Origin of the sequence: Kribbella sp. NPDC051936, from assembly GCF_040680955.1 — a bacterium.
Lineage (GTDB): Bacteria > Actinomycetota > Actinomycetes > Propionibacteriales > Kribbellaceae > Kribbella.
In genome coordinates this window covers 1-17,476 of the sequence record NZ_JBFAXS010000011.1, presented here as the reverse complement: position 1 = coordinate 17,476, position 17,476 = coordinate 1, and the positions used below count along the sequence as shown (strand labels likewise).

General features: G+C 68.5%; 17 protein-coding genes. 16 read left to right on the top strand and 1 reads right to left on the bottom strand.

What is annotated here, in order from left to right:
- Positions 1 to 111 precede the first annotated feature (111 nt).
- From AB0L64_RS34385 to AB0L64_RS34320, 14 genes are all read left to right on the top strand, one after another.
- Positions 112 to 840, top strand: coding sequence for a 3-hydroxybutyrate dehydrogenase (locus AB0L64_RS34385; RefSeq protein ID WP_363717088.1), 729 nt, complete (start codon positions 112 to 114; stop codon positions 838 to 840).
- Between the two features lie 18 nt (positions 841 to 858).
- Positions 859 to 2,166: an MFS transporter gene (locus AB0L64_RS34380; protein WP_359925708.1), complete on the top strand. Its 1,308-nt coding sequence runs from the start codon at positions 859 to 861 to the stop codon at positions 2,164 to 2,166.
- Between the two features lie 4 nt (positions 2,167 to 2,170).
- Positions 2,171 to 3,937, top strand: coding sequence for a helix-turn-helix domain-containing protein (locus AB0L64_RS34375; protein WP_363717085.1), 1,767 nt, complete (start codon positions 2,171 to 2,173; stop codon positions 3,935 to 3,937).
- Positions 3,938 to 4,108: 171 nt separating this feature from the next.
- On the top strand, positions 4,109 to 4,870 hold the full coding sequence (locus AB0L64_RS34370) for an AAA family ATPase (protein WP_363717083.1): 762 nt from the start codon (positions 4,109 to 4,111) through the stop codon (positions 4,868 to 4,870).
- A gap of 49 nt (positions 4,871 to 4,919) precedes the next feature.
- Positions 4,920 to 5,282, top strand: a complete 363-nt coding sequence (locus tag AB0L64_RS34365; protein WP_363717081.1) for a prepilin-type N-terminal cleavage/methylation domain-containing protein — start codon at positions 4,920 to 4,922, stop codon at positions 5,280 to 5,282.
- 89 nt (positions 5,283 to 5,371) lie between these two features.
- Entirely contained in the window at positions 5,372 to 6,463 is a 1,092-nt protein-coding gene (locus AB0L64_RS34360; protein WP_363717079.1) for a type IV pilus twitching motility protein PilT, read from the top strand.
- The gene (locus tag AB0L64_RS34355) at positions 6,460 to 8,097 is read left to right on the top strand and encodes a GspE/PulE family protein (RefSeq protein ID WP_363717077.1); all 1,638 of its coding nucleotides are present in this window, start codon (positions 6,460 to 6,462) and stop codon (positions 8,095 to 8,097) included. The genes AB0L64_RS34360 and AB0L64_RS34355 overlap by 4 nt, the downstream gene beginning before the upstream one ends.
- 3 nt (positions 8,098 to 8,100) lie before the next feature.
- Positions 8,101 to 9,306: a type II secretion system F family protein gene (locus AB0L64_RS34350; protein WP_359925693.1), complete on the top strand. Its 1,206-nt coding sequence runs from the start codon at positions 8,101 to 8,103 to the stop codon at positions 9,304 to 9,306.
- Positions 9,303 to 9,761: a type II secretion system protein gene (locus tag AB0L64_RS34345; RefSeq protein ID WP_363717074.1), complete on the top strand. Its 459-nt coding sequence runs from the start codon at positions 9,303 to 9,305 to the stop codon at positions 9,759 to 9,761. The genes AB0L64_RS34350 and AB0L64_RS34345 overlap by 4 nt, the downstream gene beginning before the upstream one ends.
- On the top strand, positions 9,737 to 10,378 hold the full coding sequence (locus tag AB0L64_RS34340) for a prepilin-type N-terminal cleavage/methylation domain-containing protein (RefSeq protein WP_363717072.1): 642 nt from the start codon (positions 9,737 to 9,739) through the stop codon (positions 10,376 to 10,378). The genes AB0L64_RS34345 and AB0L64_RS34340 overlap by 25 nt, the downstream gene beginning before the upstream one ends.
- Positions 10,375 to 12,444 carry a hypothetical protein gene (locus AB0L64_RS34335; RefSeq protein WP_363717070.1) on the top strand — a complete coding sequence of 690 codons (2,070 nt, stop codon included), beginning with the start codon at positions 10,375 to 10,377 and terminating at the stop codon, positions 12,442 to 12,444. Before AB0L64_RS34340 ends, AB0L64_RS34335 begins: the two co-directional genes overlap by 4 nt.
- On the top strand, positions 12,426 to 13,220 hold the full coding sequence (locus AB0L64_RS34330; RefSeq protein ID WP_363717068.1) for a prepilin peptidase: 795 nt from the start codon (positions 12,426 to 12,428) through the stop codon (positions 13,218 to 13,220). Before AB0L64_RS34335 ends, AB0L64_RS34330 begins: the two co-directional genes overlap by 19 nt.
- 67 nt (positions 13,221 to 13,287) lie before the next feature.
- Positions 13,288 to 13,962, top strand: a complete 675-nt coding sequence (locus AB0L64_RS34325; RefSeq protein WP_363717066.1) for a response regulator transcription factor — start codon at positions 13,288 to 13,290, stop codon at positions 13,960 to 13,962.
- Between the two features lie 129 nt (positions 13,963 to 14,091).
- A complete protein-coding gene (locus AB0L64_RS34320) occupies positions 14,092 to 14,754 on the top strand; it encodes a response regulator transcription factor (protein ID WP_363717064.1) in 663 nt (220 codons plus the stop codon).
- On the opposite strand, the gene AB0L64_RS34315 is transcribed toward AB0L64_RS34320, so the two are convergent.
- Positions 14,751 to 15,665, bottom strand: a complete 915-nt coding sequence (locus AB0L64_RS34315; protein ID WP_363717062.1) for an NADP-dependent oxidoreductase — start codon at positions 15,663 to 15,665, stop codon at positions 14,751 to 14,753. The genes AB0L64_RS34320 and AB0L64_RS34315 overlap by 4 nt on opposite strands.
- 101 nt (positions 15,666 to 15,766) lie before the next feature.
- Between AB0L64_RS34315 and AB0L64_RS34310 the strand changes: the two genes are divergently transcribed.
- Positions 15,767 to 16,174 carry a helix-turn-helix domain-containing protein gene (locus AB0L64_RS34310; protein WP_363717060.1) on the top strand — a complete coding sequence of 136 codons (408 nt, stop codon included), beginning with the start codon at positions 15,767 to 15,769 and terminating at the stop codon, positions 16,172 to 16,174.
- Positions 16,171 to 16,812: a DUF2064 domain-containing protein gene (locus AB0L64_RS34305; protein ID WP_363717058.1), complete on the top strand. Its 642-nt coding sequence runs from the start codon at positions 16,171 to 16,173 to the stop codon at positions 16,810 to 16,812. Before AB0L64_RS34310 ends, AB0L64_RS34305 begins: the two co-directional genes overlap by 4 nt.
- The last annotated feature ends 664 nt before the right edge of the window (positions 16,813 to 17,476 follow it).

Below are 17,476 nucleotides of genomic sequence, written 5' to 3'. Positions count from 1 at the left end.
CCTTGATAGCCGGGGTTGTGGATAAGTGGCTCCTCGGCCCACTGATGCCGCTGTCGATATGTGAGTCGATCCCATAGCCGCGGCGCAGCTGGATTCCTACAGTCGTCCGCCATGGAGACCCGTCGAGCACTCGTCACCGGAGCCGCGTCCGGTATCGGCGCCGCGTGCGCCCAACGCCTGGCAGCGGACGGCGTGCACGTCGTGGCCGTCGACCTCGACCAGGCCGGGCTCGACGCGCTGGAGGGCGTCGAGACGCTGGTGGCCGACCTGTCCGAGCTGGACCGGCTGGCGGAGCTGCCGACGGACGTGGACATCCTGGTGAACAACGCCGGGGTCCAGCAGGTCGCACCGGTCGAGCAGTTCCCGCCGGAGCGGTTCAGCTACCTCCTCCGGCTCATGCTGGAGGCCCCGTTCCGGCTGATCCGGCAGACGCTCCCACACATGTACGGCGCCGGCTGGGGCCGGGTGGTGAACATCAGCTCGGTCCACGGACTCCGGGCCAGCCCGTTCAAAGCGGCGTACGTCGCTGCGAAGCACGGGCTGGAAGGACTCAGCAAGGTCGTCGCACTGGAAGGTGCGCCGCACGGAGTGACCAGCAACTGTGTGAACCCGGCGTACGTGCGGACTCCGCTGGTCACCGCACAGCTGGCGGACCAGGCCGCGACCCACGGCCTGTCCGAGTCGGAGGTGCTGGACAAGGTCCTGCTCGAGCCGGTCGCGGTGAAGCGGCTGATCGAACCGGCCGAAGTGGCGGAGCTCGTGGCCGTGCTGTGCGGTCCCGCGTCCGCCTCCATCACGGGGAGCTCGTTCGTACTCGACGGCGGCTGGACCGCCCACTAACAACTCAGGAGCCCGCCCATGACGGCAACACAACCGACCCAGACCCGGACGTCGATCGTCCGGGTGGTCGGCGCGAGTCTCGTCGGTACGACGGTGGAGTGGTACGACTTCTTCCTGTACGGGGTCGCCGCCTCGGTGGTGTTCGGCGACCTGTTCTTCCCGAAGGGGGAGGAGCTCACCGGGACGTTGCTGAGCTTCGCGACGTTCGCGGTCGGCTTCTTCGCCCGGCCGATCGGCGGTGTGGTGTTCGGGCACTTCGGTGACCGGCTGGGCCGCAAGCAGCTGCTGGTGCTGTCGCTGCTGATGATGGGGATCGCCACCTTCGCCATCGGTCTGCTGCCGACGTACGCACAGGTCGGTGCGCTCGCCCCGATCCTGCTCACGGTGCTGCGGCTCATCCAGGGCTTCGCGCTGGGTGGTGAGTGGGGTGGCGCCGTACTGATCGTGTCGGAGCATGGTGATCCGGCACGGCGCGGTTTCTGGGCGTCCTGGCCGCAGGCCGGTGCTCCGGCGGGCCAGTTGATCGCGAACGGCGTACTGGCCGGGCTGGCCGCGTTCCAGTCCGAGGCTGCCTTCGACTCGTGGGGCTGGCGCATTCCGTTCCTGCTGTCCGCGGTACTGGTCCTGGTGGGGCTGTGGGTGCGGCTGCGGATCGAGGAGTCGCCGGTGTTCCGGCAGGCGCAGGCCCGCGCGAAGGAGCAGCCGGCGGAGAAGCTGCCGTTCTTCGAGGTGATCACGAAGTACCCGCGCGAGGTGCTGACCGCGATGGGCGCCCGGATGGCGGAGAACGTCAGCTACTACATCTTCACGATCGTGATCGCGACGTACGCGAAGGAACACCTCGGTCTGGGCAAGTCGTTCGCGCTGAACGCCGTACTGATCGCCGCGGCCGTGCACTTCTTCGCCATTCCGCTGTGGGGCTCGCTGTCGGATCGGATCGGCCGGCGGCCTGTGTACCTGATCGGTGCGGTCGGTGTGGGGATCTGGGCGTTCGTCTTCATCGCCTTGGTGGACACGAAGAACTTCGCCCTGGCGACGCTGGCGGTGACGGTCGGTCTGGTGCTGCACGGTGCGATGTACGGACCGCAGGCCGCGTTCTTCACCGAACTGTTCGGGACACGGGTGCGGTACTCCGGTGTCTCGGTCGGCTATCAGCTCGCATCGATCATCGCGGGCGGCCTGGCGCCGTTCATCGCGGTCGCGCTGCTCAAGGCGTACGACTCGGGCTACGCGATCGCCGTGTACGTCGCAGCGTGCGCGGTGATCTCGATCGTCGCGGTGACGTCGTACTCCGAAACGCGGCGCCGGGACCTCACTACCCTGTAGGACCATGGAGGAGCTTCTGCGGCTGCTGGCCGAGGATGCGCCCGGGAGCGAGCTGGCCCGGGCGGCGGGCGAGGACGCGGTGGCGCGCGACCTCGCCCTGCGCATCCGGGCCGGCATGGACGCCAGCAAGAAGCGCGAGGCCGAGCTCTCGACCCTGGTCGACGTCGCCCGCGAGCTCGCCTCGGCCCGCGACCCCGGCGACGTCCTCGGCACCATCGTGCATCGGACCCGCAGCCTGCTCGGCGTGGACGTTGCCTACCTGACGCTGTACGACCCGTCCCGCGGAGACACCTACATGCGTGCGACCGACGGGTCCGTGTCGGCGGAGTTCCAGCAGGTCCGCCTTCCTCTGGGCGCAGGCCTCGGCGGTCTAGTCGCCGAGACCTACAAGCCGTACTGGACCGCCGACTACCCGTCCGACCAGCGGTTCAGGCACACTACGGCGATCGACCACGCCGTCGGTGACGAAGGGCTGGTGGCGATCTGCGGAACACCGCTGATCGTCGACGGAGCGTTCGTGGGCGTGCTGTTCGCCTCCAACCGCACCCGGCGCCCGTTCAGCCACGACGAGGTGTCGCTGCTCGGCTCGCTGGCAGCGCTGGCCGCGGTGACGATCGTCCAGGTGCGCGCAGCCGCCGAGACCGAGGCCGCGCTGGAACAGCTGTCCGCGGCCCATGCGGGCGTCGAGCACGCGGCCGCGGCCCACGACCGCTTCGCCGAGATCGTGCTGTCCGGCGGGGACGTGGACGCCATCGCCGCCGCACTGTCCGAGCTGCTCGACATGTGGGTCGTGCTGGTCGATGCCGGCGGCAACGAACTCGCCGTCGCCGGCAGTGTTCCCAGTACGCCGGTGCCGTGGCAGGAGTCCGAGTCCGGCCGCTTGACCCGCATCGGTGACTGCTGGGTCGTAGCGGCAACGGCCAAGGGTGAACGGCTCGGTGCACTGGTCATCGGCGGTGCGGACGACCTGTCGGGTGCAGACCAGCGCATCGTCGAACGCGCTGCCGTTGTCACCGCACTGGTCCTGCTCTTCCGCCGACAGGCCGCTGAGCAATCCCAACGCGCCCAGGCGGATCTGCTGGCCGACGTACTCAGCGGAAGCGCCGACCCGCGCGCTCTGACCGATCGACTCCGTCTACTGGCGCCGAACCACCGGAACGACCGCCTGGTCGTCGCAGTCTGCCGCGGCGACCACTCCGCCGTACGTGCTCGGCTGTCCGCGCCACTGGAAGACAGAATGGTCCTGGCCGGCCCGTACGGCGGGGACTTGGTGTTGCTGTTCGCTCGGACCAGCGCAGCAGCTGTAGCACGCGACTTGACCGAGGTCGCCAAGCGCACCGGCGTGACCGTCGCTGTCACAGGCCCTGCGACCTGGGGCGAGCCCCTGGTCGAAGCACACCGGCAAGCGTCTCGTCTGGTCACGACAATGCTGCGCCTCGGCCGCACCAGCGAGTCGGCCACACCTGATGACCTGGGCGTGGCGGGCCTGGTAGGTGCGTCCGAGGTCGACCTGCGCGCCCACGTGCACCACGTCCTCGGCAAGGTCCTCGACTACGACGACCAGCGAGGCACCGACCTGATCGGCACCCTCCAGGCATACTTCGCCGCCGGCCAGAGCCCGACCCGCGCCGCCACCTCACTCCACATCCACCCCAACACGGTCCAGCAACGCCTCGACCGCGTCACCGCCCTCCTCGGCGACGGCTGGCAGTCCCCGGACCACACCCTCGACATCCAGGTAGCCCTCCGCCTCCACACCGCCCTCGGCTGAGGCTGTCGGCCGTTCGGCCGACGCCGGGTCGGCCGATCGGAGGGCCGTGTCCTCCGAACGTTCCGGCCTGTCATCCGTTCACCCGCTGTGACGGAAACTCCCGCGCCGCCACTCTTTAGGCGAAGTCAACGCGCATCGCGGTGACACAGAGTGGCGACAGGGGGTGTCAGGATGTCGGACGGGCGGATCATCACAGTCTTCGCTGCCAAGGACGGCAGCGGCAAGACGACCGTCGCCACAAACCTCGCCGTCGCGCTGTGCGCCCCCGGCGACCGGCGCGTCTGCCTCGTCGACCTGGACCTCCAGTTCGGCGACGTCGCCTGCCTCCTCGGGTTGCGCCCCGGGCGCAGCCTCTGCGACGCGCTGCCGTCGGCCGGGTCGCTCACCACGGAACAAGTCGTCGACCTGATGACGATGTACCGCCCGGGGCTGGACTGCCTGCTGGCTCCGGCCGGTCCCGGGAACGCGATGAAGATCCCGCACACCCTTGTCGCCGAGCTCCTGGACGTGGCGCGCGACGTGTACGACTTCGTGATCGTCGACACGCCGGCGCAGTTCAATGCGTCGGTACTGGCCGCGCTCGACGCGGCCGATCACCACGTGCTGGTCGCCACCTCGGAGCGGCCGTCGCTGAAGAACCTGCGGCTGACCCTCGACGTCCTCGACCTGTTGTACGACGCCGGCTCCCGGTCCGTCGTCATCAACCGGTCGGACCGCCGGGCGGACCTGACCGCGGCCGACACGGACCAGCTGGTCAGGAGTCCGATCGCGACCCAGCTGCCGAACTGGACCGACGTGCCCGCCTCGATCAACCGGGGCGAACCCATCACCGTCGGGTATCCGGACCATCCCGTCAGCCAGGCCGTCCGCCGGCTGGCCGACACCCTCGTCGCGAGCGACGGGAGGTGCAGCCGGGATCCGCCCTCCGCGTAGCACCACCTCACAACCACTCGAATCCTTTGCACAGAAAGCGAAACACATCATGCTCAACAAGATCCGCGAAGCCCGCAAGAACGAGTCCGGCTTCACCCTCATCGAACTCCTGATGGTCATCGTCATCCTGGGCGTCCTCGCCGGCATCGTCGTCTTCGCCGTCTCCGGCATCCAGGACCGCGGCGCGGCGTCCGCCTGCAAGACCGAGGTCAGCACCGTCGCAACCGCCCAGGAGGCCTACTACGCCAAGACCGACCCGGGCGTCTACGCAGGCAGCCTGACCGTGCTCAAGACAGCTGGTCTGCTGCGGAGCGACGAGGCCAAGTACGTCGCCTCCACTGACACCACCGGCAAGATCACGCTGAAGGCCGGTCCGCCTGCAGGCTGCACCGCTGACGCCGTCGCTCCGTAGCCGCCTGACTCCGGTGGGGAGGGGTTTCCCCAAGGCTCTTCCCCACCGGTTAGCACCGCATCCGACCAACTACCTGGAGAAGCACCATGATGAGTCTTGCTCGTGGCAGCCGGGTCGACCTGCTGCTCGAAGAGCTCTGGAACGCCGGCGGCACCGACCTGCTGCTGACCGCGGGCATGCCACCTCAGATCCGCGTCCACGGACGACTGCACTCCGTCAACGGCCTGGACCCGCTGACCCGCGACGACACCGACAGCCTGCTCGAAGAGGTGCTCACCGCCGAGCAGGCCGCGGACTGGAACACCAAGCACGAACACGACTTCTCGTTCACCTGGCGCGACGAGGCCCGGATCCGCGGCAACGCGTTCACCCAGCGCGGTGACACGGCGGTGGCGCTCCGGATGATCCCGCGCGAGATCCCGACGATGGACGAGCTCGGCCTGCCGCCCGTCCTGTACGACTTCGCCCGCAAGCACCAGGGCCTGGTGCTGGTGACCGGCCCGACCGGCTCCGGCAAGTCGACGACGCTGGCCGCGATGATCGGCAAGATCAACGCCGATCGCGCCTGCCACATCATCACGGTCGAGGACCCGATCGAGTACGTCCATGACCACAAGCTCTCCGCCGTCAACCAGCGTGAGGTCGGCAGCGACACCGCAAGCTTCCCGGACGCACTGCGTTCGGCACTGCGCGAGGATCCCGACGTCCTGCTGGTGGGTGAGATGCGTGACCTGGAGTCGATCCGGTTCGCCCTCACCATCGCCGAGACCGGTCACTTGGTCTTCGCGACCCTGCACACCAACGACACCGCACAGTCGCTGGCGCGCATCATCGACGTGTTCCCGGCCGAGCAGCAGGCCCAGGTGCGGGTCCAACTCGCCGCGGCGCTCACGGGTGTGGTGTACCAGCGGCTGATTCCGCGCATCGGCGGCGGACTGGTCGCGGCGTACGAGGTGATGGTCGCCGACGCCGCCGTCCGCAACCTGATCAAGGAAGGCAAGACGCACCAGCTGCGCAACTCGGTCGTCACCGGTCAGCGCGACGGCATGCTCACGCTCGAACAGTCGCTGTCGACGCTCGTGCAGAACGGTGTCGTCACGTACGACGACGCGGCCGCGCGCAGCCTCTACCCGAAGGACATCGAGGCGCGGCCGCGGCTGCGGGCGGGGGTGCCGGCATGAAGCTTCGCAAGGCCGATCGGCCCGAACCCCGGCACGCCGTACCGAGCCCGCGCCCGGAGATCATCCCGGCCGCCACCGAGCAGGACCTGCACATCGAGCGCACCCGCGCCCGTCACCTCGCCGAGCAGCACAACCTCGGCCTCGCCGACCTGCGGACCACGAGCCCTGATCCGGCCGCGGCCGCACTCCTCGACGAACGAACAGCTCGCAACCTGGTCGCCGTACCGCTGGAGGTCCGCGAGGACGTCGTCGCGGTGGCTGTCGCCGACCCGTCGGTCCTCGACGAGCTGCAGGCTGCACTCGGCCGCCGGGTCGTTCTCGAGCTCGCTGCACCGACCGACGTGCTGCACGCCATCGGTACGGCGTACCGCGCGTTGACCGGAATCGACGACCGGGTCAAGGTGTTCGAGGCCCGCGACGCGGTCCGCAAGGACATCCGCGACGAGACGCCCGGCGCCAGCGACGACGCTCCCGTCGTCCAGGTCGTGCAGCTCGTCATCACGCAGGCGTTGCGCGACCGCGCGTCCGACGTACACATCGAGCCGCACGGCGACCGTGTTCGCGTGCGGTACCGGATCGACGGCGCGTTGCACGACGTACTCGAACTGCCCGGGTCGATCGGGCCGGCGGTGGTGAGCCGGATCAAGATCCTCGCCGACCTCAACATCGTCGAGCGTCGTCGCCCGCAGGACGGTCAGATCAGCATGGACGTCGAGGGACGCCCGGTCGACATCCGGGTCTCCACGACCGCGGTGGTCGGCGGCGAGAAAGTCGTCCTGCGGTTGCTCGACAAGAGCCGTCCGTTGTTCCGGCTGGAGCAGCTCGGCATGCCGGACCGCATGGCCGCGACGTACTCGGGCCTGCTGCATGCGCCGTACGGCATGGTCATCTGCGCGGGGCCGACCGGCAGCGGCAAGACCACCACGCTCTACGGGTCGCTCGGCGAGATCAACAGTCCCGAGCGCAACATCATGACGATCGAGGACCCGGTCGAGTACACCTTCGACTCGATCAACCAGATCCAGATCAACGAGGCGGCCGGTATCACGTTCGCCGGCGGTCTGCGCTCGATCCTGCGGCAGGACCCGGACGTGATCCTGGTCGGCGAGGTCCGCGACGTCGAGACCGCGCGGATCGCCGTACAGTCCGCGCTGACCGGCCACTTCGTGCTCTCGTCGCTGCACGCGACGGACGCGGCGACAGCGTTGCACCGCCTGCTGGACATGGGGATCGAGACGTTCCTGATCGCGTCCTCGGTCACCGCTGTGGTCTCCCAGCGCCTCGTCCGCCGGGTGTGCACGAACTGCCGCGAGTACTACGTGCCGAAGGCCGAGGAGCTCGCCTTCCTCGCGGCCGCCGGCGGCCGGACGCCCGACGACGGCTTCGTGCGCGGCGCGGGCTGCAACTTCTGCGCGCACACCGGGTTCCTGGAGCGGACCGGTGTCTACGAGCTGATGCCGGTGTCGGACGCGATCCGCGAGCTGGTCGTCGACCGCGCCGCGCACGACGAGATCCGCAAGGTGGCCCGCTACGAAGGCATGCGGACGCTGACCGAGGAGGGCATCCGGCTCGCCGAGGCGGGCGTCACCACCATCGGCGAGGTCATGCGATCCATCTACATGGTCGGGAGCTGACCGATGACCAAGTACGCGTACGTCGCGACCGCGCCGGACGGCCAGGTCGCGAAGGGCACGACCAAGGCGGAGAGCCGCGAGGACGCCGAGCTGGCGCTGTACGAGCTCGAGCTGCGCGACATCCGGGTCACCGAGAAGCGCAGCGTCCTGCAGCTCGAGATCACGCCGCGACGCGTGAAACGCGAGGAGGTGATGCACCTGTCACGGCAGCTGGGCGCCTTCATCAAGGCCGGCCTGCCGCTGATCGACGCGGTGCACTCGCTCGGCGAGGAGGCGGACAACGCGTCGGTCCGGCGGATGATGGCCGAGGTCGAGCACGGTCTGCGCGGCGGCGAGAAGCTCTCGGACTGCTTCGACCGGCACCCGAAGATCTTCCCGGAGTTCTACCGCGGCATCCTTCGCTCGGCCGAGCTGAGCGGGCAGCTGGACACGGTGCTGCAGCAGCTCGCGACGTACCTCGAGCGCGACCTCGAGGCCCGTCGCAAGGTCAAGCAGGCGATGATCTACCCGTCGATCGTGGCGGTGATGTCGATGGTCACGGTGATCGTGCTCGCAGCGTTCGTGCTGCCGCGGTTCAAGGACTTCTTCGCCAGCCTGCACGCGACGCTGCCACTGCCGACCCGGATGCTGCTCGCGGTCACGGACTTCCTGACCGCGTGGTGGTGGGCGCTCGGCGGTGGAGTCGCCGTACTGGCGCTGCTCATCTTCGGTGTCGTGCAGACGCACGGCGGCCGCTATCTGCGCGACAAGGTGTTTCTCGCGCTGCCAGTGCTCGGCGGCACGATCCAGTTCGCCTTGGTCGAGCGCTTCTGCCGCATCCTCGCCTCGATGGTCGGTGCGGGCGTGCAGTTGCCGGAAGCGCTCCGCGTCGCCACCGGTTCGCTGCCCAACCTGGTGTTCCGGCGCTCGCTGGGCGTGGCGGGCGAGGCCCTGCTGGAGGGAGAGGGCCTCGCTCGTCCACTGGCAGCGACCAAGCTGTTCCCCAAGACCGCGGCGCAGATGATGCTGGTCGGTGAGGACACCGGCACCCTGGACACGCAGCTCGAGGTCACGGCCGAGTACTACGAGGGCGAGCTGGACTACAAGCTGAAGAAGCTGATCGGCCTGTTCGAGCCGCTGGTCATCGTGCTCATGGGCCTGATCGTCGGCTTCGTCGCAGTCGCCCTGGTGTCCGCGATGTACGGCATCTTCCGCCAGGTCCAGTCATGAGCAGCCCTCGCGGCGAGCAGGGCGAATCCCTGCTCGAGCTACTGATCGCGGTCGCCATCATGGGCATCGCAGTGGTCGCGATCATGGCCGGGCTGGTCACCAGCGTCCTGATCTCCGACGTACACCGCAAACAGGCGACGGCCGGCACAGCGGTCCGCGACTACGCCGAGGCGATCCAGACCTCGGTTGCCGCCGAGCACTACGTGCCATGTGCGAGCGCCATGTCGTACAAGCCCGACGCTCTGGTGCCGGCGTTCAGCGCGCCGTCCGGGTTCACGCCGAGCGTTGTCGCCGGCACGGTCCGGTACTGGAACGGCAGCTCATGGCAGTCGAGCTGCTCGTCCGACCTCGGCCTGCAGCAGTTGACGATCCAGGTCGCCAGCAGCGACGGCCGTGCGACCGAGCGAGTGGACGTCGTACTGCGGAAGCCGTGCGGATTGGACACGACATGCTGACCCGCCGCCGTACCGACGACGGGTTCACCCTGGTCGAGTTGCTCGTCGCCGTCGCGATCCTCGCCGTCATCACGGTGCCGCTGGCGAACGTCGTCATCGGCGCCTTTCGCAACACCACAGACACGTCCGACCGGCTGGAGTTGTCGCACGACGCGCAGATCAGCTCGTCGTACTTCGCGCGCGACGTCGCCGAGGTGGGACTTCGGGACTGGGCGGCCGTGAGTGCGAGCTCGGTGCCGTTCAAGCAGTCCGTGCAACTCGGTGCGGCGTACAACGAAGGTGGCTACACCTGCGGGTCCTCGACGGCCGTGGTCCGCTTCCTCTCGGACGTGTGGGACGCCTCCAAGACAGATGCGTCCACCAACGTCGTGGCCTACTACCTGAAGCCGGTCGGCGTCGTCAGTGAGCTGCACCGGGTCAAATGCATCGGCCCTGCCACCACGGGCACCGACATCGTGGTCGCGCACAACGTGAAGCCGGGGAGCGTGGCCGTGACGTGTTCGAGCGCCTGCGAGGCGGCCGATGTACCCGACCAGATCTCCATGGCGTTCCAGGTAACGCGGGCGTCCGTCGGCGACTACCCGATCACTCTCACCGGTCAGCGGAGGCAGCAATGAAAGACCGCATCGCCCGCGCGCGTGCTCGCGGGGACGAGGGCGCGGCGCTCGTCCTGGCGCTGATCGTGATCACCGTGATCGCACTCAGCCTGTCCGCGCTGCTCACGTTGTCGGACACCAGTGTGCGGACGACGGTCGGCCTGCGCGACCAGGTCGCGGACACCTACAACGCCGACGGTGCGATGCAGGCCGCGATCAACAACCTGCGCAACAGCAGCTATAACCACAACACCGGCCAGTACTGCTTCGGCTCCAGCGACACGCTCCAGCTGCCCAACTTCCACGGCAGCGACTCCGCCGCGGTCACCTGTGAGGCCGACCCGAAGAAGGTCCTGATCCAGTGCCCGTCGCTGTCGAACTGCAACCGGCCCGGCAACGCCATCCTGACGCTGGGCAAGGTCGCCGGCGAGGACGGTCTGAACATCACCCAGCCGAGCACCGGGTCCGCGTTCCGCGTGCACGGCAACGTGTTCTCGAACTCCAACATCAACGTGGTCAAAGGCATCCTGAACACGAATGCCAACGTCTGGGCACGTGGCTCCTGCACCGGAACGATCCAGAGCATCGGTACGGCGTGCAACATCGGCAGCGCCGCCAATGAGCTCGGCGACGACCCGAACTACGCCTCCGATGCGAGTGCACCGCCGCCGCACCGCGACCTGCCGGCCTGCACCACCCGGGGCACGGTCGTCACGTTCGAGCCGGGCACCTACGACGACGCCGTCGGGCTGAGCACCATGATGAAGAGCAGCAGCGCTTGCAAGGACAGCACCTGGTGGTTCAAGCCGGGCACGTACTACTTCGACTTCCGCAACAGCGGCACCAACTCCAACCCCTTGCTCCCGTCCGGCTCGAACATCTGGACGATCGACAACGGGACCCTGATCGGCGGTACGCCGACCGCCGCCGCCGGCACCATCATCGCCAAGCCGCCGGTGATGCCCGCCATCCCGGGCGCGTGCGACAACCCGATCAACGACGCGGGCGCCGTCGGTGTCCAGTTCGTCTTCGGCGGCGACAGCCAACTCGTGGTCAACAAGGGGCACGCGGAGATCTGCGGTTCGTACCACACCGACAGGGCGCCGATCGCGATCTACGGCCAGACCACCGGCGCGGACACTCCGACGGCGTGGACCGGCACCAACGCGCTGAGTATGACGACGGTCGACGACCCGGGGGCGTTCACGAACAACCCCGGATGGATCGGTCTGGCTGACACCAAGAGCGCGACGTGGGTCAAGACGAGCGCGAGCAACGAGACCGGGACGGTGAAGGTGTCGGGGTACACGCCACCGACCGCGATCCCGGCCGGCTCGGTGCTCACCGCTGCCAAGTTGATCGTCGTCCACGGGAACACGGCAGGATCGTCACAGGACACTGTCTCAGTCCGACTCGAGCCGACGAACGGCACGCCGTTCAGCGTCACGGTCCCGTCGTACGGCGACACCGCCATGCACACCGAGTCGATCGACGTACTCCAAGGCGGCCTCGGCACGCTCGCGCAGCTCGTCACCAGCGGCAATCTCTCCGGAACGAAGCTCACCTATTCGGCGGGCGTGAAGCACAAGGGCACCGAGATGCTCGACACGCTGAGGCTCGAGCTGACCGTTGTCACCCCGACGCTGCGCGGCGGCTCCGGCTGCATCACGAACACGCCGTACACCGGGGTCGGCAACGCGTCGACCTGCGCGGTCGTCAGCGCCCAGTCCAACGACAGCCTGTTCTACGTCCAGGGCACGACCTACACACCGAAGGCGGTCCTGGACATCACGCTCAACAACGCCGAGGAGCAGGTCTTCCGCTTCGGGGTCGTCTCGCGGTCGTTGTGGGTCAAGGTCACCGGCAGCTTCACGTTCGGCGGCCCGGTCATCGAGGTGCCGGACGATTCGCCAGGCTTCGTGTTCAGCCTCTACCTGTCGACGTACATCTGCTCCGGACCAGGACCGTGTTCGACGGGTGGCACGCCGGCGTTGCGGTCGAAGGTCGCGCTGGTCGACTCCAATCCGATGACACCGAGCCCCGGACACCGGCAAGTGACCGTGCTCAGTTGGTCGAGGCCAGGATGATCGCGCTGTTCGCGGGGCTGCTCGGGCTGGCTGTCGGGTCGTTTCTGAACGTGGTGGTGTACCGCGTGCCGCGAGGGGAGTCGGTGGTGAAACCGCCGTCGCACTGCCCGCGGTGTGACAGTCTCGTGCGTGCCAGGCACAACGTGCCCGTGGTCGGGTGGGTCCTGTTGCGGGGGAGATGCGCGGACTGCCGGCTGCCGATCAGCGTGCGCTATCCGCTGGTGGAGCTCGCGACCGGGCTCCTGTTCGCCGCGATCGCCTTGCGGTTCGACACGGTCGCGGTACTTCCGGCGTACCTCTGGTTCGCCGGTGCGGGGGTGGCGCTCGCGTTGATCGACCTCGACGTACGGCGGTTGCCCAACGCGATCGTGGTGCCGTCATACCCGGTCCTGCTGGCACTATTGGCCGGCGCTGCCGCGTGGGAGCACCACTGGTGGGCGCTCGGGCGGGCTGTTGTCGGCGGGGCGGTGTTGTTCGGGTTCTACCTGCTCCTGGTCGTCGCGTACCCGGCCGGGATGGGCTGGGGTGACGTCAAGCTCTCCGGCCTCGTCGGCGGCGTACTGGCGTTCCTGTCCTGGCAGACGTTCTTGATCGGCGCGTTCGCGGCGTTCCTGCTCGGGGCGGTCGTCGGCGTCGCTGTGATGCTGGCCGGCCGCGGCGGGCGCAAGACGGCGCTGCCGTTCGGTCCGTTCATGATCGGCGGCGTGCTCCTCGCGGTGTTCGCGGCTGCCCCGGTGGCGAGCTGGTACGGGACCCTGCTGAGTCCCTCGTACTAGGGACCAAAGTCCCTATTCGCTCCGCGTTTCCGTTACCTAGGGTGACGACAACACGGGGAGGAATACAATGAGTCATCACATCAGGACCGTCGTCGTCGACGGCCACACTCTCACGCGCTTCGGGCTCACCGGCCTGGCGAGCGCACAACCGGACATTGTCGTCGTCGGCGAGACCGGCCTCGGCGCGGAGGCGGCCGCGATCGTCGCGACCACCGCGGCCGACGTCGTCGTCCTCGAGACCGCACTTCCCGACGTCGACGGGCTACGGGTGGCCCGCGAGCTCCGCGACCGCAATCCCGGTCTCGGGATCGTGCTGCTGACGTCGAACGGCGAGGACGATGTGCTGTTCCGGGCTCTGGAGATGGGTGTGTCGGCGTTCGTCGCCAAGACCGCGCCCGCGGCCGAGGTGCTCGCGGCGATCCGCCACGCGGCCGTCGCCGCCGGCTCGTTCAGCGCCAGCGGCCTGGGGCAGGCGCTCGCGCGACGTCAGGCCGCCGGCGCCAAGGCGATGTTGAGCCCGCGCGAGAACGAGGTCCTGGCCCTGCTCGGCGCGGGCCTGTCCGTGGCCGCGATCGGAACCAGCATGTACGTCAGCCATTCGACGGCGAAGACGTACGTCGCGAGGCTCTACCAGAAGCTCGGTGCGTCGAACCGGGCCCAGGCGATCATGGCCGGTCTGCGCCTCGGTCTGATCGAGCAGGAGCGTCCCGCAGTGGCCCTCGCACGCTCCGGAAGTTGGTAACCAAGCGTTCAACCAAGTGGGTGGAAAACACCTGCTTGATTCGCGTAACGGGGCGTGGCCCTCGCCCGATTTCAGTTACAGCAGGTGAAATTCGTCACTCTGTGCTGAGGGGTCTCACGGGGGCACATCATGAACGGTTCGATCACCGTCGTCGTCATCGACGGCCACACACTGACCAGGTACGGGCTGATCCGGCTGGTCAGTGCCGACGCCGACATCAGCATCGTCGGTGAGTGTGGCCTCGCGTCCGAGGCGCTGGCGCTGGTCGCCTCCGCCCGCCCGGACGTCGTCGTACTGGACGTGATGCTGCCGGACGCCGACGGCCTGCGCGTCGCGCGCGAGCTGCGAGATCGCCACCCCGCACTGGGGATCGTGGTGCTGACTTCGCAGGACGAGGACGACGTACTCTTCCGGGCCCTGGAGAACGGGGCTTCCGCCTTCGTCGCCAAGACCGCTCCGAACACCGAACTCCTCGGAGCGATCCGGCATGCCGCCGTCGCCGCGTCCTCGTTCACCGCGACCGGTCTCGCGCCCGCCCTGGCCCGCCGCGGCCGCGTGGTCGCGAAGGGCTGCGCGCTGTCGCTCAGCGGGCGTGAGCAGGAGGTCCTGCGCCTGCTCGCCGACGGTCTGTCGGTCCCGGCGATCGCCGGCGCGATGTTCGTCAGCCTCTCCACCGCGAAGACGTACGTGGCCCGCCTCTACGAGAAGCTCGGCGCGACGAACCGGGCCAACGCGATCATGACGGCGCTGCGCCTCGGCCTGATCACCGCCGAGCTGCCGGCCATCGCCTAGGGAACGACGACGAGGCGGCCGCGGACGCCGCCCTTGGCCAGCCTTTTGTACGCCGTTGCGGCATCCTCGAGCGGATACGTGTCGGCAACGCGAGCCGAGATCACACCTGACTCCGCGAGCTGAACGAGTTGTTCGAGATCGTCGCGGCTCGACTGGACGAAGAGCTGCTCGACCGTGATGCCGCGGAGCTGCGGCGGCCGCGGACCGCCTTGTGGATGGACGTGCCGGCCGCGGTTGCGGACTGCTTCTTGGGCGGCGATGCCGGTGACTGCGGCGTCGACCAGTCCGTCTACGCCGGTCGGGACGATTCGGCGTACCTCGGTCGGCAGGTCCTTCGAGCGGGCGATGAAGTGGTCCGCGCCGAGGCGTCGTACCAAGTCTTCGTCCTGATCGCCGGCGGTGGCGATCACGGACAGGCCGAAGTGCTTGGCGAGCTCGACCGCGTAGCCGCCGACGCCGCCTGCTGCGCCGGTGATCAAGATTGTCTGACCGCTTTCGAAGGCGCGCAGGGCTTGGAGTGCTGTCGAGGCGTTGAGGGCGAATGTCGACGCGGGGATCAGCTCCATGCCCGCGGGTGCCTTTGCGACGGCGTCGGTGTCCAGCACGACGTACTCCGCGTGCGTCTTCAGCGGCCGGCCGAGGAGGTCGGCCAGCCCGACAACCGCCGTACCTGGCGGAAGGTCGCCTGCGTCCACTGTTCCCGCCACGTCCCAGCCGAGGCCGAACTGGTCGCGGGCGGCGGTCAAGCCGGACTGCACCAGGAGGCCCGCGCTGACAGCCACGTCGACCGGGTTGACTGCGGCCGCGGCTACCTTGATCCGCACCTGACCTTCGGCTGGTTCAGGCATGGGGGTCTCGATCAGCTGGATGGCGTCGGGGCCGGCGAGCTTCCGGGCGACCAGTGCGCGCATGATGTCTCTCTTTCGATGTGAGCTTGGGCATCACTCTGGGAGAGTTACTCTCTGACGGGAAGTACGCACTTCGGAGTGCGTACCGCACGACGAGGAGAGCCATGCCGACGCGCACCGCAGCTCAGCTCCGGGAGGAGGCCGCTCGCGAGTACGACGCGTTCCTGGCGACCTGCCCGGCCCGGCAACTGCTCGACCGGATCAGCGACAAGTGGGTGACGCTGGTGCTGACCGCTCTCGTGGACGGGCCGCAGCGCTACTCCGACCTGTCGCGTCGTATCGCCGGGGTCAGCCAGAAGATGCTGACCCAGACCCTCCGCTCGCTGGAACGTGACGGGCTTCTAACTCGCTCGGTCACTCCGTCCGTTCCGGTGCGCGTCGACTACGAGCTCACGCCGCTGGGTGGCACGCTGATGCCACTTATCGCGGCCATCAAGTTCTGGGCCGAGACGCACATGCCTGAGGTTCAGACTGCCCGCTCCGTCTACGACGCGACGAGCGCTCCGGCATGAGCGCGACCGACGGCTCCGGTGTGGGCGATGTCGTTGATCGGCGGGTGGTGGTTGTCGTCGTGCCTGCGGTCGGCACGTGGGCGCCGCCGGGACGAGATCCGGAGAAGTGGCGGCTGGCCTTGGCGGAGGACACGTACGAGGTGCTCGCCTCCCTCGACCGGGTCGACGTGGCGGTGGCCGTCGCCGGCGACGACGCCGCGGTGGCTGAGATGAGCGCGCTGACCTGGCCCGGCACACCGACGTACGCCGTCGATCCCGAGCGGCCCGTCTTGCATGCGGTCGAGGTGGTCGGGCCGGCTGCGGCGGTCGTTGCCGTCTCGTACGACGTACCCGATCTTCCCGGGCTGTTGATCGGCAAGCTCTTTCGGGCGCTGAGCCACGCCGACATCGCGGTCACGCCGGCCGAGGACGGCTCACTCGTCGCCATCGGGGTTGGGTCCCCGGTCGCTTCCTGGATCACCGATCTCGCGCCGACCTTCGACACCCCGCTGGCGCTCCTCGAAGCCAGCAAGCCACGCCGGCATGCGGTCGCGATCGGCCCCGGCTGGCACCGTCTGCGATCGAACGCTGACATAGCGCGACTGGATCCAGGGTTGGAGGGTTGGGACGCGACAAGATCCCAACTTCGTCACGCTTGACCCGTCACCTTCCCCGAACCCGCTCGTTCACCATGCAACGGGGAGCAACACCGATCGCCGATGCCGTTCAGGGGCGGCACTCGACGACAACAACCCGACCGCACCGGGGGGATGCGGTCCGGGCAAAAGAACGACGGGGATCGCACGGGGGAACGAGGATCGCAGCACCACGGGGGAACGCACGGCCGTAAACGCAGTGCCGTCTGGGGGACGGCACCGCGACGAGCACGGGGGCGCAGTACGACGGGCAGGCCTAGGAGACGTCGTACGGCGGGAACAGCTGGAAGCGCTGCACGAGCGGGTGGCTCGGGCACGGAGCAGGATCGCAGGGCAATGGGGGACACGGGGGATTGCTGGGGGAGCTGTGCTCGTACCTGCGGGCACAGCGCGATCCAGTGCACGGCTGAGTGCGGCTGAAGCGCAGCACCCACGCGGGAGCCGCAGCACGGGCATCGCCACGGAGGGGCCACTGGGCAAGCTGTGCTCGCACCCCGCAGGCACAGCGCCATCCGGTACACGGGGTACACGGGGACGGCTGAACGCAGTACCCGGGGCGGAAGCACGGGGGCCGTGTCAACGACGGGTGAAAATGAACCCCTTTGCGGCGGTTGAAAGTGGACCCCTTGCTGGTTGTCATGGTCAGTCGTCGGTCGGGGTGGGGATT